We start from the raw sequence: 22,972 nt of genomic DNA, 5'->3' as shown, positions 1-22,972 counted from the left end.
GGAGAAATTTATGTCTAAATATTTAAATTATCCAAATTTTGGATTATTAATTCTTAGGATATTTTTAGGAATTTGTGTTTTATATCATGGACTTTTTAAACTAAAATTTGGAATAGAGCCTGTTGCTTCACTTCTTATAAATGCTAAAATACCTTCATTTTTATCTTATTTTGTATATCTTGGTGAAATTTTAGCACCAATTATGATAATATTTGGAATTTATACACGCTTTGCCTCTATTATGTTAATAGCAACATCTTGTACGATTTTGTATGTTGCATATATGGATAAGCTTTTCGCTGTTACAAATTTTGGCGGACTTGTACCTGAGATAATTTATCTTTATTTAGGCGCATCTTTGTGCTTATTGTTTTGTGGTGGTGGCAAATTTAGCATAAAAAATGATTAAAGGATTTTAAAATATGTTACTTATAAAAAATGCAAAACTTTACACTCCTAAATTTATAGGAAAAAAAGATATTTTAGTAGCTGGTGAAAAAATTATTCACATAGATGATGAAATAAATATAACGAATTCTTTTATAAAAATTATAGATGCTTCAAAATATATAGCTATTCCTGGTTTTATAGATAAGCATGTGCATATAACTGGCGGTGGTGGAGAGGGAGGTTTTTCTTCAAGAGCACCTGAAATAACTCTTTCGAGACTTATTGATGGAGGTATAACAACGGTTGTGGGACTTCTTGGAACAGATAGCACTACAAGAAGTGTTGAAAATTTAGTAGCAAAAGCCTATGCTTTAAAAGAGGAGGGAATTTCATGCTACGCTCATACTGGTGCTTATGCATTTCCAAGCCCAACTCTAACTAACAGCATTGAAAAAGATATAGTTTTTATAGAACCTATCATTGGTATAAAACTTGCTATTTCAGATCATCGTTCGGCAAGTATTACAAAAGATGAACTTGCAAAAATAGCTAGCATTGGAAGAGTAAGTGGTATGATAGCTAAAAAAAGTGGTCATACAACTTTACATGTTGGTGATGGCAAAAAAGGACTTGGCTTAATCTATGAAGTTTTAAGCGAATTTGATATCCCAATAACCTTTTTTCAACCAACTCATGTCAATAGAAATGAAAGGCTTTTTGACCAAGGAAAGCAATTTTTAAAAGATGGCGGATATGTTGATTTGACATGCTATAGTCAAGATAGATTTACACCACTTAAAGCCTACAAAGAACTAACCAAAGATAATATCCCTCTTGATAAACTAACTTTTAGCTCTGATGGATATGGAAGCTATTCAAATTATGATAAAGATGGAAAACTTATAAATATGGGAGTTGCTACCGTAAAAGCATTATATAACGAATTTTTAAATTTTATGAAAGCAGGTTATAAGATAGAAGAAATTCTTCCTTTTGTAACAGTAAATGTTGCAAAAAGTATAGGACTTGATAATTTCAAAGGTCAAATTTTACCTAGTTATGATGCTGATATTCTATTGCTAGATAAAAATTTTGATATCAAATTTGTTATTTCAAGAGGTAAAATTTTAAAAGATGATACTGGTTTTATAAAAAAAGGTAATTATGAAGAAATTTAAAAATCATCTACTTTACAATAATGACTGTTAAATCTTTTACATTTAGCAAGTTTTAACATTTTTTAAGCAGTTTTTAGATAACATTAGGTCTTTTTAATAAATTTAATGATGAAAGGAATTATTGTGCCAACCATTAATCAATTGGTCAGAAAAGAACGCAAAAAAGTGATTCAAAAATCAAAATCACCAGCGTTACAAAATTGTCCTCAAAGAAGAGGAGTTTGCACTAGGGTTTATACAACAACTCCTAAAAAACCAAACTCAGCTTTGAGAAAAGTTGCCAAAGTTAGGCTTACAAGTGGATTTGAAGTTATTAGTTATATAGGTGGTGAAGGTCACAACCTACAAGAGCACTCTATCGTTTTAGTAAGAGGCGGAAGAGTAAAAGACTTACCTGGTGTTAAATACCACATCGTTCGTGGAGCATTGGATACAGCAGGCGTTGCAAAAAGAACTGTTTCAAGATCTAAATACGGTGCTAAACGCCCTAAAAAATAGTTTAGCTAACAAAAACAGACTAGCCCTTGATTTGGCTAAGTTTGAGTAAAATTTTATAAATTTGAAGGAAAAATAATATGAGAAGAAGAAGAGCTCCCGTTAGGGAAGTAATGCCTGATCCTATTTATGGCAATAAAGTAGTCACTAAATTTATTAATGCACTTATGTATGATGGTAAAAAAAGCACTGCAACAAGAATAATGTATGGTGCTTTAGATCTTATCGATAGCAAAAGCGAAGATGTAAAAGGTATAGATGTTTTTAATGATGCTATTGAAAATGTTAAGCCTATTTTAGAAGTTAAATCAAGAAGAGTAGGCGGTGCTACATACCAAGTTCCTGTTGAGGTTAGACCAGTAAGACAACAGGCTTTAGCTATTAGATGGATTATTTCATTTTCAAGAAAAAGAAGTGAAAGAACTATGATAGAGAAATTAGCTTATGAGCTTATGGATGCTGCAAGTTCAAAAGGTGCTTCATTTAAGAAAAAAGAAGACACATATAAAATGGCAGAGGCAAATAAAGCTTTTGCTCATTACCGCTGGTAAGGAGCTGTTATTATGGCCAGAAAAACACCTTTACATATGGTTAGAAATATCGGTATCGCTGCTCACATTGATGCCGGTAAAACAACAACAAGTGAGAGAATTTTATTCTTTACAGGAGTTAGTCATAAAATTGGCGAAACTCATGAAGGTACAGCTACAATGGACTGGATGGCTCAAGAAAAAGAAAGAGGCATCACAATTACATCAGCTGCTACAACATGTTTTTGGAAAAATCACCAAATCAACCTTATAGACACCCCAGGACACGTTGATTTTACAATAGAAGTTGAAAGATCAATGAGAGTTTTAGATGGTGCTGTTGCGGTATTTTGTTCAGTTGGTGGTGTTCAACCTCAAAGTGAAACTGTTTGGAGACAAGCAAACAAATACCATGTTCCAAGAATTGTTTTTGTCAATAAAATGGACAGAGTTGGAGCTAATTTCTACAATGTTGAACAACAAATTAAAGATAGACTAAAAGCAAATCCTGTGCCGCTTCAAATTCCAATTGGTGCAGAAGATGACTTTAAAGGCGTTGTTGATTTAATAAATATGAAAGCTTTAGTTTGGGAAGATGAAACAAAACCAACAACTTATGTTGAAAGAGAAATCCCAGCTGAACTACTAGATAAGGCAAAAGAATACCATGATAAATTAATTGAAGCTGTTGCTGAGACTGATGATGCATTAATGGATAAATACTTCAGTGGTGAACAATTAAGCGTAGATGAGATTAAAGAGGGTATTAAAAAAGCTTGTTTAAATTTAAGTATGATTCCTATGATGTGCGGAACCGCTTTTAAAAATAAAGGCGTTCAACCACTTCTTGATGCAATTGTTGATTATTTACCAGCACCTGATGAAGTTGCTGATATTAGAGGCGAGTATGAAAACGGAGATGAGGTTTTTGTAGAATCATCAGACGATGGTGAATTTGCTGGACTTGCATTTAAAATTATGACAGATCCTTTTGTTGGTCAACTTACTTTTGTTAGAGTTTATAGAGGTATCCTAGAAAGTGGAAGTTATGTTTATAACACTGTAAAAGGTAAAAAAGAAAGAATTGGAAGAATTCTTAGAATGCACTCAAATAAAAGAGAAGAGATTAAAGAACTTTATGCTGGAGAAATTGGTGCTGTTGTAGGACTAAAAGATACTCTAACAGGTGATACATTAGCTGGAGAAAAAGATCAAGTAATACTTGAAAAAATGGATTTTCCAGACCCAGTTATAAGTGTTGCGGTTGAGCCTAAAACAAAAGCAGATCAAGAAAAAATGGGCATTGCACTTCAAAAACTAGCTCAAGAAGACCCAAGTTTCCAAGTAAAAACTGATGAGGAAAGTGGTCAAACCATTATTAGTGGTATGGGTGAGCTACACCTTGAAGTTATCGTTGATAGAATGCTTAGAGAGTTTAAAGTTGATGCTGAAATAGGTAAGCCACAAGTTGCATATCGTGAAACTATTAGAAAAACAGTTGAGCAAGAATATAAATACGCTAAACAATCAGGTGGTCGTGGTCAATACGGCCATGTTTATTTACGCCTTGAGCCACTTGAGTCAGGCACTGGATATGAGTTTGTTAACGATATTAAAGGTGGGGCTATTCCAAAAGAGTATATTCCAGCTGTTGATAAAGGCTGCCAAGAAGCAATGCAAGGTGGAGTTTTAGCAGGATATCCAGTTGAGGATGTTAGGGTAACTGTATATGATGGAAGTTATCACGAAGTTGATAGTTCTGAAATGGCATTTAAACTAGCTGCTTCAATGGGCTTTAAAGAAGGTGCTAGAAAAGCAGGAGCTGTTATACTTGAGCCAGTTATGAAAGTTGAAATTGAAACACCAGAAGAGTATATGGGCGATGTTATAGGTGATATCAATAAACGCCGTGGTCAAGTTAACAATATGGGTGATAGAGGTGGAAACAAAATAATTGATGCATTTTGCCCATTGGCTGAGATGTTTGGTTATTCAACAGATTTAAGAAGTCAAACCCAAGGTCGTGCAACTTACTCAATGGAATTCGATCACTACGATGAGGTTCCAAAAAATGTAAGCGAAGAGATAATTAAACAAAGAAACGGCTAAAATCTAATTTAAGGGTGGGAAAGAGATTCCTACCCTTTAAAAAAGTTAAGTATGCGTGAATTTTATTTAGATAAACCACTGAAGATTACTGGATATAAGGTTACCACAAATAATAGGCTTGAACTAAATCAAAATACAGCTATAATTCCAAATTTATGGAAAAAATTTAGCAATAGTGATTTATTCAATGATGTGAATTATGGTGTTTATTTTAATTATAAAAATAAACATTTTGATGATTATGATTTGTTAGTTGGTTCCACAAAGTCTTTAAGTGGAGTTTGCAACGATTGTGATTCGATAGAAATACAAAGTGGTAAATTTTTAGTTTTTGAAGCTGATATTAAGCAAATAGCGACCGATGTAAGTAGTCTTTGGATGAAAATTTGGAACCATTTTAAGACATGCAATATAAAACGCTCTTACTTAACCGATTTTGAAAAATATATAGACAATAAAGTAGAAATTTATGTTTCTATTTTATAAATTTGTCCTCATAGCTCAGCTGGATAGAGCGCAAAATTCCTAATTTTGAGGCCGTGAGTTCGAATCTCGCTGGGGACACCATTTTTTATACTTATTAAAGTTATATGAGTACTCTAAACACGTTTTTTAAACAAAAATCCAGTATTTGTGGCATATTTCAAGTAGTAGTAAATTTTATGATATAAAAAGATATAATGTTTACTAAGATTTAAATAGGTGAATTGTATTTATTAATAATTTATGCAGGTAGATAATATGAAAGATTTTATTCCAGAGTTTTTTATAAGCTTAAAAAAATATAATTTTAAGATGTTTTTAAACGATATGGCAGCAGGTATTATAGTAGCTATTGTTGCATTGCCACTATCTATAGCTCTTGGAATCGCATCAGGAGTAACACCTGAGGCTTGTTATTGGGTGTTTTATCGTAGCCATTTTGGGCGGGTCAAAATTTCAAATAGCAGGGCCAACTGGTGCATTTATAGTAATTGTTTATAGTATTATAGAGCAACACGGCATGTTGGGATTAACCATTGCAACGATTATGGCTGGTATTATGCTTGTAATTATAGGCTTTTTAAAAGGTGGAGAAATTATAAAATTTATTCCGTATCCAGTTGTAGCAGGATTTACAAGCGGAATTGCTGTAACAATTTTTTCAAGTCAAATAAAAGATATTTTAGGCTTGGGCGTTGAAAAAATTCCAGCTCAATTTATGGAGCAAATTTTGTGTTACATACAAAATATTCAAACACTAAATTTGTACGCAATTTTAATAACCATAGTATCTATTTTTATAATTATTCTATGGCCAAAAATTCCAAAAATTGGTAAATTATTACCTAGTATGTTAGTTTCGGTGGTTGTTTTAACACTTTTGGTTCAGTTTTTTACACTTCCCGCTGAGACTATTGGTTCAAGGTTTGGAAGTTTGGATTTAAAAATAACTTTTGTAAATATTGATGGAATTAGTTTTGAACTTATCAAGTCTTTAATACCAGCATCTATAACAATTGCAGTTTTAGCTGGTATAGAATCACTTTTATCTGCGGTGGTTGCAGATGGTATGACAAATGATAGACATAATTCAAACATAGAACTTGTTGGACAAGGTTTCGCAAATATTGCCTCTGCGGCTATTGGCGGTATTCCTGTAACTGGAGCAATTGCAATAACTGCAACCAATATAAAAAATGGTGCAAAAAGCCCTGTTTCTGCTATTATAAGCTCAATTGCCTTATTTAGTATGGTTATGACTTTACTAAATTTTGTAAATCTCATACCTATGGCATCTCTTGGTGCGATTTTGCTGATAATTTCATATAATATGGGTGAATGGGAGTATTTTAAGCAAATCAAAAAAGCGCCAAAAAGTGATTATTTTGTATTTATTGCGACATTTTTATTGACGGTACTTTTTGATTTGATTATTGGTATATCAGTTGGTATGATATTTGCTTTGATTATATTTATGAAGCGAATGAGTGATTTAACAAATTTTGAAATGATCACAAAAGATTTAAAACATACTGATGGTAAGATATTAGAAATTCCAAATGGGGTTCTTGTTTATAATATAAACGGTCCTTTTTTCTTTGGTGCCGCAGAGAAATTTTCTAATATGCTACTAGATATAGTCAAACCTAAATCAAAAATAATTATTATAAATTTAGAAAATGTTCCTTTAATTGATGCTACTGGATATAGAGGATTAAAAATTTTTTATAATAATTGTAAAAAAATGAGTTGAAAATATATTTTTGTGGAATAAGAAACAAGGTTTATAAAATTTTAAAAAATTATGGTTTTATAGATGAGATACAAAAAGAAAATATTTTAAAGACTTAAAAGCAAATATTGATTATTTAAAGGATTTTGAGCCTAAAGAGTTATATCCAAATAAAAAAGTAGATTCTTTAACTAGAGATAACAAGTAGTCTAAAAGGCTCAAATAAATCTATATAAAGTAACAGTTATTTTTCAGCTTTGTTGCTTAACATTACAGCTATAAATTCGGTTTTAGGATTGATTTTAAGTGCGATTTGAATAGTCATGGTTAATGGAACTGCTAAAAAAAGTCCGCCCATTCCCAAAACATAACCCCATAAAAGTAAGCTAAAAAGCACAGTTATAGTTGAAATTCCAAGCTCTTCACCAACTAATCTTGGCTCTAAAATTACTCCAAAAATAGTATTTGTTGCTATATATAGCACTACAACCCAAATAGTATCTGAAAAATTTCCACTTATTAATGCTACAAAAACAGCTGGCACAGCAGCTACAAAAGAGCCAATTGTAGGTATATAATTCATTATAAAAGCAACTATTCCCCATAAAACCGCATATGGAATGCCTAAATAATAAAGTCCAAAACCTATAATAAGCCCAGTTGCTACTGAAACTATTGTTTTTATAAAAAGGTATCTTTTAAGATTATAAACAAAAGAATTTACAAAAACAACAGCATTTGAATATTTACGGCTTAGATATTTTACTTTTTCTTGCATAACTCTTGTTTCAAAAAGCATGAATGCAACAAGTAAAAGTATAAAAAGCCACATAGACATCATTGAACCTGTTTTTCTAACAAGTGAACTTGTTGTCGTAATAATTTTATTGGATTCTAAGTTAAACATATTTGGATCAAAAACTATCATATCTTTAAAATCTGTGTTGTTTAGTTTTTCCATCCATTCACTTAACAATACTTGAAATTTTCTATTAAATTCAGGAAGTTGTCCTAAAAAGTCAAACATCGTAGTAACTGCAACACTTCCAATAAATGCTAAAAATCCAAGCAGTAAAAATGCTACAAATATAAATGAAATAGTTCTTGGAATTTTAATTTTTTCTAAGGCATCTAAAACAGGAGAAGTTACAATTGCTATAAATGTAGCTAATAAAAAAGGCACTACTACTGAGTTTGCAGCTTTTAAGCCTGCAAAAATTATGATTATGGAAGCAAGAGTTATTAAAGTTGTTTGTAGTCTCAAAATAAATTCCTCAAATTTACTAAATTTTGTAATTTTAGCAAAAAGATATAAAAATATAATAAAAATTTTGATTTGATGAATAGAAAAGTAAGTTGATTTTACAAAACAAAGTACAAAATTTATTTTTAGTTAAATTTTGAGTTGTGCTACCAACTTACTTAAATGCTTTTTGCAAAATAAGCAAATTTTAAAAAATCTCAAATTTGCTTTAAGTTTTTAAATTTCGCCCACCTTATAGCTCTCGCCTGGTTTCATCTCAATTATTTTCCAAGGAAGTCCTTGCTTGTTAAGTTCATCCATAAAAGGTTTTGCATCAAATTCCTCCATATTAAACACGCCTTCGCCACTCCATTTACCTTGGGCTATCATTTTTGCACCAATCATCGCTGGAACTCCTGTTGTATAGCTTACTCCTTGAGCTCCAGTTTCTTTATAGCACTCTTCATGGTCGCAAACATTATAGATGTAAATTTGTCTTTCTTTGCCATCTTTTACTCCGCGAATCATACATCCGATATTGGTCTTGCCCTTTGTTTTTGCACCCAAACTCGCAGGATCTGGTAAAAGTGTCTTTAAAAACTGAATAGGAACTATTTTTACGCCATTGTGTTCAACTTCATCTATGCGAAGCATTCCAACATTTTCAAGGCATTTCATATGGGTTAAATAGCTTTGTCCAAATGTCATAAAAAATCTAATTTGTTTTAAACCTTTGATATTTTTGCTAAGGCTTTCAAGCTCTTCATGATATAAAAGATAGCTATCTTTTACGCCAATTTCTGGATAATCCCATTTAAAGCCAATCTCCATAGGCTTTGTCTCTACCCATTCATCATTTTTCCAGTTTGTTTTTCGCTCATTTGTGGAATCATTAGTTTTTTTCCAATATCGTCCATTTGCTGAAACTTCTCTTAAATTTATCTCTGGGTTAAAGTTAGTAGCAAATGCATATCCGTGGTCTCCAGCGTTGCAATCAAGTATATCAATGTAGTGAATTTCATCGAACAGATATTGCTGTGCATAGGCACAAAATACATTTGTAACACCTGGGTCAAAGCCACTTCCTAGAAGCCCTAAAACCCCAGCTTTTTTAAACTCCACATCTTTTGCCCATTGAAGTTTATACTCGAACTTAGCAGTATCTGGATGCTCGTAATTTGCAGTATCGATGTAGTTAATTTTAGCTTTTACGCAAGCGTCCATTAGTGTTAAATCTTGATATGGAAGTGTAACATTTAATAAAATTTCAGCACCTGTTTTTTTGATGAGACTAACAACTGCGTCTGTATCATCAGCATCAATTTGTGCGGTTTGAATTTCTACTCCAAGGCGCTCTTTTATAAATTTTGCTATTTTATCACATTTGCTTTTTGTTCTACTTGCAAGAGTTATTTTGCTAAATACATCACAATTTGCAGCAGCTTTGTAGGTTGCAACTTGGCTAACTCCACCAGCTCCAATTATTAGTAAATTTGCCATTTTTATCCTTTTTAAAAATTTTAGATATTTTAGCAAATAAACAATAACATTTCAAAATTTTATATGTCAATAATTTTGATAATTTATAGCTAAAGTAAAATATTTAATTATTTTAACTTTAAAAAAATATCATTAACTAATAAAAATAAGTGAATTTAAGATAAATTTAATCTATAATTTTGCCATCTTTGTAATAAATTCTTTTAACTCTTGAAGCTACTAAAGATAAAATTTCATAACTTATAGTATTGCATCTTCTGGCTAAATTTGAAGCGTTAAAATCACCTTCATTAAAAATTGTTGCATATTCACCAACTTTAACTTCCATATCAAAAGGCACTTTTACCATACATTGATCCATGCATATTCGCCCAACTACTGGGCATTTTACATTATTAATTAAAACCTCTGGATTATTTTGCTCTCTTAAAAATCCATCACCATAACCGATGCAAATCGTTATAATTTTTTCATAATCTTTTGTTGTGTAAACTCCACCATAGCTAATTGGGGTATTTGGTTTTAAAATCTTAATATTTGAAATCATAGCATAAAGGCTCATAACAGGTTTTAAGTCTACGCTTTTTTTAACTTCATCTGATGGATAAAATCCAAAACCAACTATTCCACTTCTTACCATATTTAAATTTGCAGTTTGTGTATCTAAAATAGCTGCTGAGTTTGAGACATGTTTTAATGGTATTTTAAGCCCATTTTTCTCAAAATCATAAATTTGAGCATTAAATCTTTTAAGTTGTAGGTTTGTAAAGCTTTTATCAGCACTATCTGATTTAGCAAAATGAGTAAAAACACCAACTATTTCTATGTTTGAGAGTTTTGAAATTTTTAAACAAGTTAAAGTTGTTTCTAAAATGCTTTTTTCATCGCGTACTATAAAACCAAGTCTTGCCATTCCAGTATCAAGCTTGATATGAATTTTGGCCTTTAAATTTAAAGATTTTGCTATTTCATTTATAGTGGTTGCATATTCGTAGTTAAAAACACAAAGTTCAAGGTCGTTTAATAGAGCTTTTTTTACTTCATCACTGTATCCAAGGAGCAAAATAGGCAACTTTATACCATTTTTTCTTAAATCTTCACCTTCATTTACTCTTGCTACTGCTAGATAATCCGCCCCAAACTCAGCGTAACTTTTAGCTATTTCCACGCTTCCATGCCCATAAGCATTTGCCTTTATAAGAGCACAAAACTTTATATCATCTCCAACAAATTTTTTTAAATTTAAAAAATTTTGTTTTAAATTATCCAAATTTATTTTTGCAAAAACTACTGACATTTACTCTTTCTTTTCTACTATTTTAACGCTTTTTGCTGTTTTGGAAAAATGTATTAAATCCTCTACCGTTTGAACTGTCCAAGGAAGTCTTTCAAGTGCTACTTTAAAAATAATTGCTGCACTTATTGCATCATTTAAGGCTCTATGATGAGCGTTATGAATGCCTAAAAGCTCTTTTAATGAGCCAAGTCCATATTTAGCAGATGGTATTGTTCGTCTGGCTAACTCAATGGTGCAAATTCGCCTATTTAAAAGCACTCCATAGTCTAATTTTTCCAAACTTTTGCTTATAAAATCATAATCAAATTTAACATTATGAGCTACAAAAACACTTGTTCCTAAAAAAAGTTTAAATTTCTCAAGCACGGTGGCTAAATTTGGAGCATTGTCTAAATCACTAACTACAATTCCAGTTAAATTGCTAATTTCTTCAGGGATAAAATCAGCTTTTATAAAGCTTTTAAATTTGTCTATAATTAGACCATTTTTTAATTTTACTGCTCCTATTTCTATGATTTGTCCATCTTTTATGCCGCCATTTGTCTCAATATCTGTAATGCAAAAAATTTCATCTTTAATCTCTTTATCTTTTGTAGCAATTGTTACTTTTCCATTATCCTTTTTTATCACTTCAAGTCCTGAAGCGTGCCACATATTAAAATCTTTTGGGTCAAATTTTATCTCATCAATCTCACTTGATTTTATTAAAAAGTCATGATAATTAATTGATTTTTGAGAAAGCAAATCTATAAAATTTTCTAATTTATTAACTTTTTTCATACTTTTAAAGATCTAATTGCAGTTTCATAATCATTTGATGAAAATATATAGCTTCCAGCTACTACTATATCAGCTCCAGCTTCATCAAGCTCAGCTACATTAAGCCCATTTACACCACCATCAACTTCTATCATGCAAATTGAGTTTGTTTTATATATAAGCTCTTTTAATTCTTTTATTTTATCTATTACAATAGGCATAAATTTTTGCCCGCCAAATCCTGGATTTACACTCATTAAAAGAACCATATCAACACTATTTATGATATGCTTTAATGAACTTATCGGCGTGTGTGGATTTAAAACAATAGCTGGTGAAATTCCGTTGTTTCTAATGTGATCTATTAATCTTAAAGGGTGATTTTCAGCCTCAATATGAAATCCTATAAATTTAGGTTTAATCCCTAAAAACATCTCTACAAAAAAGCTTGGATTTTCAACCATTAGATGAATATCTAAAGGCACGGAACTTGACTTTTTAGCTGCATTTACTACAACAGGTCCAATTGTTAAATTTGGTACAAAATGCCCATCCATTACATCTATATGTATAAGATCGGCTCCAGCTTCACAAACTGCTTTTATTTCACTTTCTAAATTTGCAAAATCAGCTGATAAAATACTTGGCGCTACATACATTTAAATTCCTTAAATTTTTTATAACTAATTTTAAAATTTGAATTTTACCCTTTTAAATCATAAAAACTAATAAAATACGAAATTTAATAAATTTAAGTAAGATTTGAAGATTTTTTGGTATAATCAACCTTTTAAATTTAAGTTTTCAAAGGATAAAATATGGCAAAAAGATGTGCTATTACAGGAAAAGGCCCATTGGTAGGTCATAGCGTAAGCCACGCTAACAACAAAAATAAAAAAAGATTTTTACCAAATCTTAGAAGCATAAGAGTTGTTTTAGAAGATGGAACAACTAGAAGAATAAAAGTTGCAGCTTCAACCTTAAGAACTATGAAAAAACAATCCAGATAGTTTTTATATAAAAGTTTGTTAAAATGTCTTTTTGGGATAGGGTTCGTAAATTTCTCAACTGGACAAGATCTTCAAAACCTGATGTAAATCTTAACTTTGAGCTTTACGAACAGTTAAAACCGTTTAGATTACCATTAATTCTTATTGTTTCGCTTATGCTAATTGGAACTTTGGGATATATGGTTTTTAGCGGTTTTTCTTTAAGTGATGGATTTTATCAAGCAGGGATGACCTTTACAACTGTCGGATTTACCGAAGTTGCTGAGATTTCTCCAGCTGGGAGAATCTTTACTGTGGCATTTATTTTTGCTGGTTTTGGGGCTTTTACATTTTCTTTAGGTGTTGTTATAGAAAGCCTAAAAAAAGGTTTTTTAGTAAATGCCATTAGGGAGAGAAATATGGTAAATAAAATAGCAAGATTAAAAAATCACTTTGTTATTTGCTATCACAATATCTATACAATTGAGCTTGCAAAGCAATTTAGAGAAAATCATATCCCTTTTGTTGTTATTGACATAAGTGATGATTTGAGTAAGATTGCTCATGATAATAAATATCCTTATTTTATACAAGGCGAACCTCATACTGAACTTTCACTTTTAAAATCTCATCTTTCTAGTGCAAAAGGCGTTATTGCACTTAGTTCAAATATAGCTGATAATATTGCAATAATTGCAACTGTAAGATTATATGAAAAAGAGCTTGAGCTTAAAAAGCCATATTTTGTTATGAGTGTTTCTGATAATGATTTAGATGCAGATAAGCTTAAAAAGCTTGGTGCAGACTCAGTTATACTTCCATCAAAACTTGCCGCTCAGCGCCTTAGTGCTATAAGTGTAAGACCAGATATGGAAAATATCTTAGAAAGATTTTTATATAAAAAAGACTCTTTAATTGATATTGAAGAAATTGTAGTTCCAAGTCATTCTTGGGTTAGATTTAAAAGACTTCGTGAAACTAGACTCAGAGAAATTACAAGTGCTGATATAGTTGGAATAAAAGATGAAAATAATAAATTTACCCCGATGCCTGGTGGTGATGCTATAATAGGCACAAATGCTACACTTTTAGTTATAGGCACGGCTGAGGGGATAAATTATACAAGAAAACTTATAAATGGTAGATATAAACCGCAGGAGTTAAAATATGTTTGATATAATTTCGCTAAAAGGCGGACTTGAAAATGTTGATGGGTTTTATTTTGATGGAGTGCATTCAGGCGTAAAGAAAAAAAATAATGATTTAGGTTTTATAAGAAGTGATGAAGAGTTTTTAATAAGTGCGTGTTTTACTACGAACAAATTTAAAGCCGCACCACTTAGACATTTTTTAAGATACCCTAAAAATTTTAAAACAAATTTTATACTTTTAAACTCAAAAAACGCAAATGCTATGACTGGTAAAAAGGGCATAGACGATATCGATGAAATTTTTAAAGAACTTGGCAAAAAAATAAAATTAATTAATCCCATAATGAGCTCTACGGGTGTTATTGGCCAAAGGCTTGATAAAGAAAAAATCATAAAAGGTTTGGATCAGTTTGATTTTTATGCTAGAAACTCAGATGCTGTTGCAAAATCTATAATGACGACCGATAGATTTAAAAAAGAGCTTAGTTTTAGAGTTGATTTAGAAAATGGCAAGAGTTTTAATATAGCTGCTATTTGCAAAGGTGCAGGTATGATAAACCCAGCAATGGCTACTATGCTATGCTATATTTTAACTGATGCTAATATCCCAAAAGATGATATGGATGAGCTTTTAAAATCAAGCATTGAAAATAGTTTTAATGCTGTTAGTGTGGATGGTGACACATCTACAAATGACACTGTTATGCTTATAAGTAGTGGCAAAAAAGACTATGATAAACAAGCTTTTAAAACCGCACTTGATATGATAACTTTAAATTTAGCTTTAATGCTTGTAAAAGATGGCGAAGGCTCAAGCAAAGTCGTAGCTTTTGAAGTAAATGGCGCTAAAGATGATAAAGAGGCTATGAAGGCAGCTAAGGCTTTATCAAATTCACTTTTAGTAAAAACAGCAATTTTTGGAGAAGACCCAAACTGGGGACGAATAGCTTCAACCATTGGAGCAAGTGGCATTGAGTGTAGTGAAGAGAGTTTGGTTATAAAATATGATGATATTTTAGTTTATGACATCAATCATCCTGAACTTGATAAGGAAAGAGAGCAAAAAGCTCATGCTATAATGCAAAAAGAAAGTTTTAAAATAAGTTGTGATTTAGGTATAGGAGATGGTAAATTTTGCGCTTATGGGTGTGATTTAGGTCATGTATACGTTGATATAAACGCAAGTTATAGATCTTAACTTTTACAAAAATTTCTAAAAGACAAAGGCATAATCTACACATATAGGCAAGTTTTAAATAATTTAATTTTTATAACTTGCTTAAAATTTATCATCACCCAAAGCATTTAGCCTTGCAATAGCAGTATCGCAATACTGGGTTAAAATCTTTTGTATATTTTCTAGGTCATCAAATTTAGACTTTATAATTTCTCTATCCATATCGCTTATTTTATTTACTTTAAGCCTTTTTGTATCCAAATCTCTTATATAAATTTTATATATTGAAGTGCATGTATCTTTCCATAAATAGTAATTCTTAATTACTTCACTATATAGAATAGATCCTAAAAGCTCTTGAAATTTATAACTTGCATCACTTATAACGTCATCAAATTTATTTTCTTCACCAACAATATCAACAATTTCTTTATCTCTTTCATATCGTATACAGTTTTTTATCCTTGCCATTACAAAATTTTGATGATTTGTGATACTCTTAAAAGCATTAATTGTTTCGCTTTTACTCACTTTTAGTCCTTTGTTAGATTTTGTTTGTATTATATCATAATTTCAGTTAAAAAAAATTTAAGAGTTTATAAATTTAATTTTAAGTTATATTATTCTATAATATTTGAATTTTACTAAGAAGAGGTGATATTATGAAAAAACCTGTGCCAAAAAATAAAGAAATTCCGTTAAATCCTAAAAAATACATAATCTCAAAAACAGATCCAAGAGGTGTTATAACTTATGCAAATGACTATTTTATACAAGTTTGTCAATATAGCAAAAAAGAACTTATTGGTCAACCACATAACATAGTTCGTCACCCTGATATGCCAAGGATAGCATTTAAACTTATGTGGGATACAATAAAACAGAATAAAGATTTTAAAGCTCTAGTTAAAAACTTAGCAAAAGATGGAAGATACTATTGGGTTTTAACTAAATTTGAAACAGTTGTTGACCCTATCACTAACGAGATAGTTTCTTATACAGCTTACAGAAGTGCAGCCCCTAGGAAAGCAATAAAAGAGATAATTCCTATTTATAAAAAACTTGTTGAGCTTGAAAAAGTTGGCGGCATGGAAAGAAGTGGCGAGTATTTGGCTAAATTTTTAAGAGATAACAATACTACTTATGAAAAGTTCCTAGATGAAATTACAGAGGGTAAATCAAGCCTTTTTGATGGTATGCTAAAGTCTATAAGAGGCATTTTTGGTTTTGGAAGATAATTTAAATAATCCCATACATAACAATAAAAAAAGTGTGGGATTATTTTATTAAAAATGTAGAAGTGTTTTAATTTTTTGTCATTGGTTTTGTAATTAGTTTAGCTAAAAGTATTTATTCAAGTATCTAACTTAGGATTTTTATAAAATTTTGTTTTTTTAATTCTTGTTTTATGAGTAGGTTTTACTTATATTTTATAGTTTAAAAAAGTTGATAAAATAAGCATAATAGCTTATAAGCTTCATAATTAATTAGATTTTATTAACTTAGATTTTTCATGTTTTTTTATGTTGCAAAGATAACATTAGGCTAAAATTTATTTATTTACAAAAGGTAAAATAAATACAATTAATATTTTTTAATATAGTAATTTTAAGTAATCAGATAAAAAACATACCTAATAAAAGAATTGTTTTATGGGGTTTTTGTTTTAATTTTTATCTATGTTTTATAAATTTATACTACAAATTGCAAAGTAAATATGAATGACAGCTAAATTTAGCTGTCATATTGTTTAAACTAAGGCATTTTCTAATACATCATCTATAGTATCAACCGGTATTATTTCAATAGCGTCTTTTACTTCGCTCGGAAGCTCATCAAGATCCCTTTCATAGTTTTTTCTAGGAATTAATGCTTTTTTTATACCTGCTTTATGAGCTGCAATTAGTTTTTCTTTAAGCCCTCCAATAGGTAAAACTTTTCCACTTAGGGTAATTTCACCTGTCATTGCAATATCAGCTTTAACTTTTTTATTTGACAAAATAGAAGCAATAGCTACAGCCATTGTAATACCAGCACTAGGACCATCTTTTGGGGTTGCACCTTCTGGAACATGTAAATGAAGATCAAAAAGATTATAGATTTGTTCGTTGTTGTTTTTTAAATTTTGACTATTTTCACTTTTTTCACTTTCATTTATATTTATATTGGCTTGTTCATATAGCTTTTTTGGAATTTCAAGCTTATTTTCATCTATTAAGACTTTTACTACGCTAAAAGCAATTATGGCGGATTCTTTCATTACATCACCAAGTTGCCCAGTTATATTAAGCTTTCCTTTACCTTTTATTTTAATAGCCTCTATTTTTAAAACATCTCCTCCAACTGCCGTCCAAGCAAGACCATTTACTATGCCAATCATATCTTTTTTGTCAACAGTATCTATTTCAAAGACTTTTTTGTCTACAAATTCCTCTAGATTTCTATTACTTACTAAGACTTTTTCGTTTTTTTCTTGATTTAGAATTTTAACTGCTGTTTTTCTTAAGATGTCTGCTATTTTTCTTCTTAAATTTCTAACACCACTTTCTCTTGTATAATCACTTATAAGTAGTTTTAATGCTGCATCAGTTATATTTACATCACTTGCTTTAAGTCCGTGTTTTTTAAGTTCTTGCGGGATAAGATATTTTTTTGCAATTTGAAATTTTTCTTGTGGTGTGTAAGAGCTTAAAAATATAAACTCCATTCTATCTCTAAGTGCAGGAGGGATACTTCCTATATCATTTGCTGTTGCTATAAATACAATCTTGCTTAAATCAATATTGAAATTTAAATAATAATCTCTAAAATTATTATTTTGTTCAGGATCAAGCACTTCTAACAAAACTGCTGTTGGATCACCTCTAAAATTTCTTGAGATTTTATCTATTTCATCAAGCACCACGACTGGATTCATTTGTTTTGCGTCAATTAATCCTTGAACTATTCTTCCAGGCATTGCACCCACATAAGTTCGTCTATGGCCACGAAGTTCATTTACATCTTCAAGTCCGCCAAGAGCTATTCTAACAAGTTCTCTTTTTAAAGCTTTTGCAACTGAATTTGCAAGGCTTGTTTTACCAACTCCAGGAGGTCCTGCAAGACATAAAATTATGCCATTATTTACTTTATCTTTCAGCCCACGAAGCTCCAAAAGCTCACGCAAAGCAAAATACTCAACTATTCTATCTTTTGGTTTTGTGAGTGCGTAATGATCACTATCAAGTTGTTTTTTAACATCACTCATGGAGCTTTTTTTCCTTGCTAGATTTTCAAAAGGAATTTCCAAAACCCAGTCTAAGTAGCTTTGAGCCATTGACGCATCGGCTGAGTCAGGATGAAGCCTTGCAAATTTGTCAATCTGTTTTTTTATCTCTTTATACGCCTCATCACTCATAAATGGCTTTTTAAGATCAAGTTTTTTTCTATACTCTAAAACTTCTTCTTCTTTTTCATTTTCATTGCCAAGTTCTTTTTGAATTTGCTTTAATTGCTCTTTTAAAAAATACTCTTTGTTTGTTTTTTCTATTTTTGAGTGAACTTTTGACTTTATCTCTTTTTCGAGTCTATTTGCCTCTATTTCTTGGATGATATAATCAATCGTATCAAAATAAAGCTCTTCTAAATTTTCTTTTATAAAAAAATCATAAGCTTTATCTTTTGTAAGCCTTAAAGCACTTAGCGTTAAATCAAGAACCCTTATAGCATCACTACTTTCTTCAATTGTTCTTAATAAATCTTGCGAAAAATAACCATTCATTGAATTTAGTGTTTTTATTTTTTGTTTTAAGATATTTAAAAGTGGTTCTATTTTATTATCAGTTGGAATTTTTATCTCTATTTGCTTTATTTCAGCTAAAAGCGGTTTTTGTGAAATTTCTTTTACAATTTTAGCTTTATAAGCTCCTTGAAATAAAATTTTAACTCTTCCATCTGGAAGATCTACTTTTCTCATTATATTTCCAACAACACCGGCATTATAAATATTTTCAAATTTGTTTTTTGAAGTGGCATTTTCCTTTTCATTTGCTACTAAAATCATAGTTTCATTTTTCATAGCAAACTCCAAGGTTTCAAGCTCATCGCTTTCATGAATGAAAATAGGTGTTATCATGAATGGATACAAAAATTGTCCATTCATAGTGATTATGGGCAAAGAATTTTGTGAAATTTTCATCTATTTCCTTTTTTTTATATTATTCAAAAAATGCTCTATACCATGGAAGATTTGGAGCTGATAAATTTGCATCTTTTAAGGCTGAGTTTTGAAGTTTGTCTTCATAAATTTTAGCTGATACATCTCTTCCTTTTTGAACATACAGATCTTTTATATTTTCATTTAGATGATAAACTGCAAGCTTAAATTTTATAAGCATAGTTTCTAAAAGCGGTCTATATTGAGTATTTGGATACTCTGATAAGAAATTTTTAATTTCTATTATGCTGTATTGCATTAAATTTTGATTTCTATTTGGTTTTTGAAAAGAGTCATAATTTGCTTTTATTTTTAGAAATTTAGCATATTCTATTTTTTCTTTTGTTCCATATCTTCTTATATATTCATCTAAAAGTTCATTTGCTCTTGTGTATTTACCCTCATCTATATTTGCTAGTGCCATAACCAAAAGTGTTGGCTCAAGAAGTGGTGAGGCGACGTGCTCACTTGCAAATTGGTTGTAGTGCTTATCAGCTTCTTTTAAGTCATTTGCTTTTATATCTGCCATTATATGGTTATACCAAATTTCAGGTCTTAGATTGTAAAGCCCAGATGACTTTGTGCTGCAACCCATTATAAAAATGAGTGCAAAAAAAAGAGTTAAAATTTTAACTTTCATAATTAAAATCCTTGTTGTAAATTTTTAAATCATTTATTCTACACTTTTACTCTTTATAATCGGTTAATTTAATTAAATTTATTTTTAAAATTTGCAAATTTATTTAAATATTCAATTTATTTAAAACAAATAGTTATAGAATAAAAAATTAAATTTAAATATTTCAGATAGATTTTTGACTATTTATGATATAATCACGCTAAATTTAGTGTAGCTTTTCTAAAATGTTAGAATAGTCCCAAGAGGTGGTTTATATGAAAACAGTCAAAAAATTGGTGTTTTATAGGTCTTTTGGTGGCATAACTCATGTCAAAAAAAGATCTTTAAAAAAAGGTTTTTCGTTAATAGAGCTTGTTCTTGCTATAGTTATAGTTGCCATAACTTTAGCTTCACTTCCAAAGATTGTATCGCAAACTCAAAAATCAAATGAGTTGGCTATAAAACAGGAGCTTACCTATAGTGCTAAAACACTAATGGGTAGGATTGTTTCAATGCCTTGGGATAGTACAGCCTTTAAAACTATGTGTGAAAATGGGGGCAGGACATGTGAGAGTAACAGCTCTATTCAGTCTTATTTAAGAAGTAATAAAAATGTTAGAATTCCTATATATAACTCAGTGCCATTAAATGGTAGAAGTGGGCCTGGAAGTAGACTTGGAAGTTTAATTGCAAATAATCCTGCCTATGTTAATCAAAATAGAATAAGTGATGCTGATAGAACTAAAACTTATACTCCTGGTAATAACTCTTATGGATTTAATGGTAGAAATGATATAGATGATTTTCGTGGTACTCTTGCAACCAGAAATGAACAAGTCTCAAATGAGGATTTTATCTCAGATATGCTTTTTGTTACAGAAGTTGATTATGTAAGTGGCACTATTTCGGGGGGCGCTACTTTAAGTTTTTCAACTAGCGAGAAAGGAAGTCCAATAGATGGAGGAGTGCCTACAAACATAAAGCGTGTGAAGGTAACAGTTGAAGACACAGCTGGAAATCCTGGAACTGGTGAGTATAGATCAACGATGTATTTTTATGCTCCAAATATAGGTATGAACAAACCTATGGTTATGAGGTATTAAGGAATCTAAGATGATAAAAAAAGCTTTTACTTTAATTGAACTTATACTTGTTATTGTTATACTTGCTATCTTATCTTTGATAGGAAGCAATATTTATACAAATGTTTATAAAAACTATCTTACCTCAAAAGTAGTAGATGAGGTAGAGGATAAAACCAAGCTAGCACTTGATCAAATAGCCTCAAGACTAAGTGATAGAGTTAAGCAAGCAACAATTGGTAGAAGAAGTTCGAATCCAAATGACATTGTATTAGTCTATGACTCAAGACTCCAGCAAGATCATGATATCTTGGAGTGGATTGGGCAAAGTACACAAAGTAGAAATTTAGCAGGAAATAGTGTGGATGACTCTATAGGTTGGAGTGGATTTTTAGATATGGGTAGGTATGAAGATGGCAAAGCCATATTAATAGGAGGTAGGCTATCAGCCGCAATTAATGTTATAAATTCCATATCAAGAGGTGGAAATCAAAATTTGGCAATGATATTTCAAGGTATATCAACTACAAGAGAAAATGGTTATGGATTTAGAGGTGAGAATCCGAATAAAATTATGGTTTTTAATATGCCTAACAATGGCGCAAGAATCACACTTGCAAGAGATTATGTGGGTGAAGAAATTTCGGATAGATATCAAATAGCTCATTCAGCTTATGCCATAGTTCCTGAAAATGGAAATTTATACTTATATTATGACTACAGACCTTGGATAGGGCAAACATATAGAAATGGTAGAAAATCTCTTTTGGTTGAAAATATTACTTTGTTTAGGTTTAGAGGTTTTAGTGCAAGTGGGATGGATTTGAAGCTTTGTGTAAATGCAAATGCCCAAAAACATGGTGTTACTGATAATAATAGATTCGTAGTTTGTAAGACAAAGGTGGTGTTCTAATGAAAAAAGGTTTTAGTTTAATAATGGCGATATTTTTTGTTATGCTTATAGCAACCTTAGGCATGATGTCATTATCTCTATCTTCAAAGATGGTAAAACAATCAGGTGATGTTTATTTAAAAGAACAAGCCGAGTTATATGCTATGAGTGCTACAAGTTTAGCAGTTTTGGACATGCAAGGAACTGATTACTCAAAAGATTGTCTTACAGAAAAAACATATGATTTTGGTGATGGATTTAGTGCAAGAGTTAATATATTTTATCTTGATAGTCAAATGCCAGGATGCGGTAGAAGCCCTAATATAAAAGCATCAAGTGATATTAGGAAGAGATTTATGGAATTAAAAGATGTCAATAATAATAGGGTTAATTATTACAATGTCGCTTTAATAGATGTTATGGTGCAAAACACCGATGGCATAGAGCCTGTTAGGTTTCATAGAAGAACAGTGCAAAGACCATAAAATATTAAAACTATGAAAAAGTGCAAAACTAAGATAAAAAATATTAAAATAATTTTAAGGAGAAATAAAAAATGAATACAAGCATAGTTGGAAAACAGTTTGATTTAACAGATACTATAAAAGAGTATTTAGAAAAAGCGTTTGAAAATTTAGAAAAGTATAATTTAAACATAGTTTCAACAAGATGTGTTATCTCAGCTGATGAAAAGCAAGGAAGAAAAGGCTTTGTTGTAAATTTATCTATAAATTTACCAAAAAAAGAGACTATTGTTATATCTCAAAAAGATAAAGATCTTTACGCTGCTATAGATAGTATCATAGATAGAGCTTCTAAGGTTTTAAGAAGACAACATGATAAGTGGAAAACTCATAAAAACAAAGATGAGTTAAAAGAGATAGTTCTTGATAAAAGCCATGATATAGATCTTAGCGAGCATCTAGATGAGATAGTTGAAGCTGAGCTTGAAACTCATAAGCCACTAGAAATTGACGAAGCACTTTTTTCTTTAAAAAATAGTAATGATCAGTTTTTAGTATTTAACGATATGAATGCTAAAATGAGAGTTTTATATAAAAGAAAAGATGGAAAATTTGGACTATTTTAGTTATTTTAAGGCTGAGTAAATTCGGCCTTAAAAATTTTTATCTTTTAATAAGATGTTTTAA

At 30.6% G+C, this 22,972-nt stretch carries 24 protein-coding genes and 1 tRNA gene; 17 read left to right on the top strand and 8 right to left on the bottom strand.

All coding sequences use genetic code 11. The features are described from left to right. Nucleotides 1-10: 10 nt before the first annotated feature. The 9 genes from CURT_RS07180 to CURT_RS07140 all read left to right on the top strand — a co-directional run bounded on the left by CURT_RS07180 (nt 11) and on the right by CURT_RS07140 (nt 6,938). Nucleotides 11-409: a DoxX family protein gene (locus CURT_RS07180; RefSeq protein ID WP_018712746.1), complete on the top strand. Its 399-nt coding sequence runs from the start codon at nt 11-13 to the stop codon at nt 407-409. Nucleotides 410-422: 13 nt separating this feature from the next. Continuing rightward, entirely contained in the window at nt 423-1,568 is a 1,146-nt protein-coding gene (gene iadA / locus CURT_RS07175; protein ID WP_018712745.1) for a beta-aspartyl-peptidase, read from the top strand. Between the two features lie 123 nt (nt 1,569-1,691). Further along, complete coding sequence (rpsL, locus tag CURT_RS07170; protein ID WP_016646697.1) at nt 1,692-2,066, top strand: 30S ribosomal protein S12; 375 nt, start codon at nt 1,692-1,694, stop codon at nt 2,064-2,066. A gap of 77 nt (nt 2,067-2,143) precedes the next feature. Further along, nucleotides 2,144-2,614, top strand: a complete 471-nt coding sequence (rpsG, locus tag CURT_RS07165) for a 30S ribosomal protein S7 (protein WP_016646698.1) — start codon at nt 2,144-2,146, stop codon at nt 2,612-2,614. Nucleotides 2,615-2,626: 12 nt separating this feature from the next. Continuing rightward, nucleotides 2,627-4,702 carry an elongation factor G gene (gene fusA, locus CURT_RS07160; protein ID WP_018712744.1) on the top strand — a complete coding sequence of 692 codons (2,076 nt, stop codon included), beginning with the start codon at nt 2,627-2,629 and terminating at the stop codon, nt 4,700-4,702. Nucleotides 4,703-4,753: 51 nt separating this feature from the next. Further along, a complete protein-coding gene (locus CURT_RS07155) occupies nt 4,754-5,188 on the top strand; it encodes a GyrI-like domain-containing protein (RefSeq protein ID WP_018712743.1) in 435 nt (144 codons plus the stop codon). A 4-nt stretch (nt 5,189-5,192) separates the two neighbouring features. Beyond that, nucleotides 5,193-5,269 (top strand) — tRNA-Arg (locus tag CURT_RS07150). Nucleotides 5,270-5,443: 174 nt separating this feature from the next. Next, entirely contained in the window at nt 5,444-5,686 is a 243-nt protein-coding gene (locus CURT_RS07145; protein ID WP_051080268.1) for a SulP family inorganic anion transporter, read from the top strand. Beyond that, nucleotides 5,625-6,938 (top strand): SulP family inorganic anion transporter, encoded by a 1,314-nt coding sequence (locus CURT_RS07140; RefSeq protein WP_169478815.1) that lies wholly within the window; start codon nt 5,625-5,627, stop codon nt 6,936-6,938. Before CURT_RS07145 ends, CURT_RS07140 begins: the two co-directional genes overlap by 62 nt. A gap of 223 nt (nt 6,939-7,161) precedes the next feature. On the opposite strand, the gene CURT_RS07135 is transcribed toward CURT_RS07140, so the two are convergent. From CURT_RS07135 to rpe, 5 genes are all read right to left on the bottom strand, one after another. Next, complete coding sequence (locus CURT_RS07135) at nt 7,162-8,181, bottom strand: AI-2E family transporter (protein WP_018712740.1); 1,020 nt, start codon at nt 8,179-8,181, stop codon at nt 7,162-7,164. Between the two features lie 216 nt (nt 8,182-8,397). Then, nucleotides 8,398-9,660, bottom strand: coding sequence for a saccharopine dehydrogenase family protein (locus CURT_RS07130; RefSeq protein WP_018712739.1), 1,263 nt, complete (start codon nt 9,658-9,660; stop codon nt 8,398-8,400). 166 nt (nt 9,661-9,826) lie between these two features. Further along, complete coding sequence (gene alr / locus CURT_RS07125) at nt 9,827-10,957, bottom strand: alanine racemase (RefSeq protein ID WP_018712738.1); 1,131 nt, start codon at nt 10,955-10,957, stop codon at nt 9,827-9,829. Then, complete coding sequence (locus CURT_RS07120) at nt 10,958-11,737, bottom strand: 3'-5' exonuclease (protein ID WP_018712737.1); 780 nt, start codon at nt 11,735-11,737, stop codon at nt 10,958-10,960. It abuts the gene before it with no gap. After that, nucleotides 11,734-12,375 carry a ribulose-phosphate 3-epimerase gene (rpe, locus tag CURT_RS07115; protein ID WP_018712736.1) on the bottom strand — a complete coding sequence of 214 codons (642 nt, stop codon included), beginning with the start codon at nt 12,373-12,375 and terminating at the stop codon, nt 11,734-11,736. Before rpe ends, CURT_RS07120 begins: the two co-directional genes overlap by 4 nt. Before the next feature lie 159 nt (nt 12,376-12,534). Between rpe and rpmB the strand changes: the two genes are divergently transcribed. Genes rpmB through argJ form a run of 3 tightly spaced genes read left to right on the top strand, consistent with a single transcriptional unit; the run spans nt 12,535 to nt 15,054 of the window. Further along, a complete protein-coding gene (rpmB, locus tag CURT_RS07110) occupies nt 12,535-12,726 on the top strand; it encodes a 50S ribosomal protein L28 (protein ID WP_018712735.1) in 192 nt (63 codons plus the stop codon). Between the two features lie 23 nt (nt 12,727-12,749). Beyond that, nucleotides 12,750-13,880 carry a potassium channel family protein gene (locus CURT_RS07105; protein WP_018712734.1) on the top strand — a complete coding sequence of 377 codons (1,131 nt, stop codon included), beginning with the start codon at nt 12,750-12,752 and terminating at the stop codon, nt 13,878-13,880. Further along, complete coding sequence (argJ, locus tag CURT_RS07100; RefSeq protein WP_018712733.1) at nt 13,873-15,054, top strand: bifunctional glutamate N-acetyltransferase/amino-acid acetyltransferase ArgJ; 1,182 nt, start codon at nt 13,873-13,875, stop codon at nt 15,052-15,054. The genes CURT_RS07105 and argJ overlap by 8 nt, the downstream gene beginning before the upstream one ends. 81 nt (nt 15,055-15,135) lie before the next feature. Here argJ and CURT_RS07095 read toward each other — a convergent pair whose 3' ends face one another. After that, nucleotides 15,136-15,564 carry a hypothetical protein gene (locus tag CURT_RS07095; protein ID WP_018712732.1) on the bottom strand — a complete coding sequence of 143 codons (429 nt, stop codon included), beginning with the start codon at nt 15,562-15,564 and terminating at the stop codon, nt 15,136-15,138. 131 nt (nt 15,565-15,695) lie between these two features. On the opposite strand from CURT_RS07095, the gene CURT_RS07090 reads away from it, so the two are divergent. Next, nucleotides 15,696-16,271 carry a PAS domain-containing protein gene (locus CURT_RS07090; protein ID WP_018712731.1) on the top strand — a complete coding sequence of 192 codons (576 nt, stop codon included), beginning with the start codon at nt 15,696-15,698 and terminating at the stop codon, nt 16,269-16,271. A gap of 512 nt (nt 16,272-16,783) precedes the next feature. Here the strand turns inward: CURT_RS07090 and lon are convergent. Both lon and CURT_RS07080 read right to left on the bottom strand, forming a co-directional pair. Beyond that, nucleotides 16,784-19,210, bottom strand: a complete 2,427-nt coding sequence (gene lon, locus CURT_RS07085; protein ID WP_018712730.1) for an endopeptidase La — start codon at nt 19,208-19,210, stop codon at nt 16,784-16,786. A 19-nt stretch (nt 19,211-19,229) separates the two neighbouring features. Further along, nucleotides 19,230-19,868, bottom strand: a complete 639-nt coding sequence (locus tag CURT_RS07080) for an outer membrane protein assembly factor BamD (RefSeq protein ID WP_018712729.1) — start codon at nt 19,866-19,868, stop codon at nt 19,230-19,232. A 254-nt stretch (nt 19,869-20,122) separates the two neighbouring features. Here CURT_RS07080 and CURT_RS07075 point away from each other — a divergent pair, with 254 nt between their 5' ends. The 4 genes from CURT_RS07075 to hpf all read left to right on the top strand — a co-directional run bounded on the left by CURT_RS07075 (nt 20,123) and on the right by hpf (nt 22,911). Beyond that, nucleotides 20,123-20,950, top strand: a complete 828-nt coding sequence (locus CURT_RS07075) for a prepilin-type N-terminal cleavage/methylation domain-containing protein (protein ID WP_018712728.1) — start codon at nt 20,123-20,125, stop codon at nt 20,948-20,950. Nucleotides 20,951-20,960: 10 nt separating this feature from the next. Then, a complete protein-coding gene (locus CURT_RS07070; protein WP_018712727.1) occupies nt 20,961-21,842 on the top strand; it encodes a type II secretion system protein in 882 nt (293 codons plus the stop codon). After that, a complete protein-coding gene (locus CURT_RS07065; protein WP_018712726.1) occupies nt 21,842-22,306 on the top strand; it encodes a hypothetical protein in 465 nt (154 codons plus the stop codon). Before CURT_RS07070 ends, CURT_RS07065 begins: the two co-directional genes overlap by 1 nt. A gap of 71 nt (nt 22,307-22,377) precedes the next feature. Further along, on the top strand, nt 22,378-22,911 hold the full coding sequence (gene hpf / locus CURT_RS07060) for a ribosome hibernation-promoting factor, HPF/YfiA family (protein WP_018712725.1): 534 nt from the start codon (nt 22,378-22,380) through the stop codon (nt 22,909-22,911). The last annotated feature ends 61 nt before the right edge of the window (nt 22,912-22,972 follow it).

This window comes from Campylobacter ureolyticus, assembly GCF_013372225.1.
Lineage (GTDB): Bacteria > Campylobacterota > Campylobacteria > Campylobacterales > Campylobacteraceae > Campylobacter_B > Campylobacter_B ureolyticus.
The sequence above is the reverse complement of the archived record's forward strand: the minus strand, read 5'-3'. Positions and strand labels throughout refer to the sequence as shown.